The 269-nt window shown below is 66.9% G+C and carries 1 pseudogene; it reads right to left on the bottom strand.

The features are described from left to right. Positions 1–269, bottom strand: a pseudogene (locus SB751_RS30950) (membrane-bound PQQ-dependent dehydrogenase, glucose/quinate/shikimate family); the annotation flags it as partial.

Here is a 269-nt window from a genome sequence, read left to right as displayed (position 1 = left end):
CCAGATGTCCGGGGTGCGCACGCCCATCGGCAGATAGACGATGTCGAGCTTCGCGTCATAGGCGGCCGGCGCCCACGAGTTCGGCGAGTTCCACGTGTAGTGCTCGCCCGGACCCGGGATCTTGTTCGGATCGGCTGCGCCCGGATCGAAGGCCCACAGGAGCTTGCCCGTGCGCACGTCGAAGCCGCGGATCACGCCCGACGGTTCGCGGTTCGAGAAGTTGTCCTCGACCGCGCCCGCGACCACGATCACCTTGCTGGTGATGATCG

Origin of the sequence: Cupriavidus sp. SIMBA_020, from assembly GCF_046535395.1 — a bacterium.
GTDB lineage: Bacteria > Pseudomonadota > Gammaproteobacteria > Burkholderiales > Burkholderiaceae > Cupriavidus > Cupriavidus campinensis.
The sequence above is the reverse complement of the archived record's forward strand: the minus strand, read 5'-3'. Positions and strand labels throughout refer to the sequence as shown.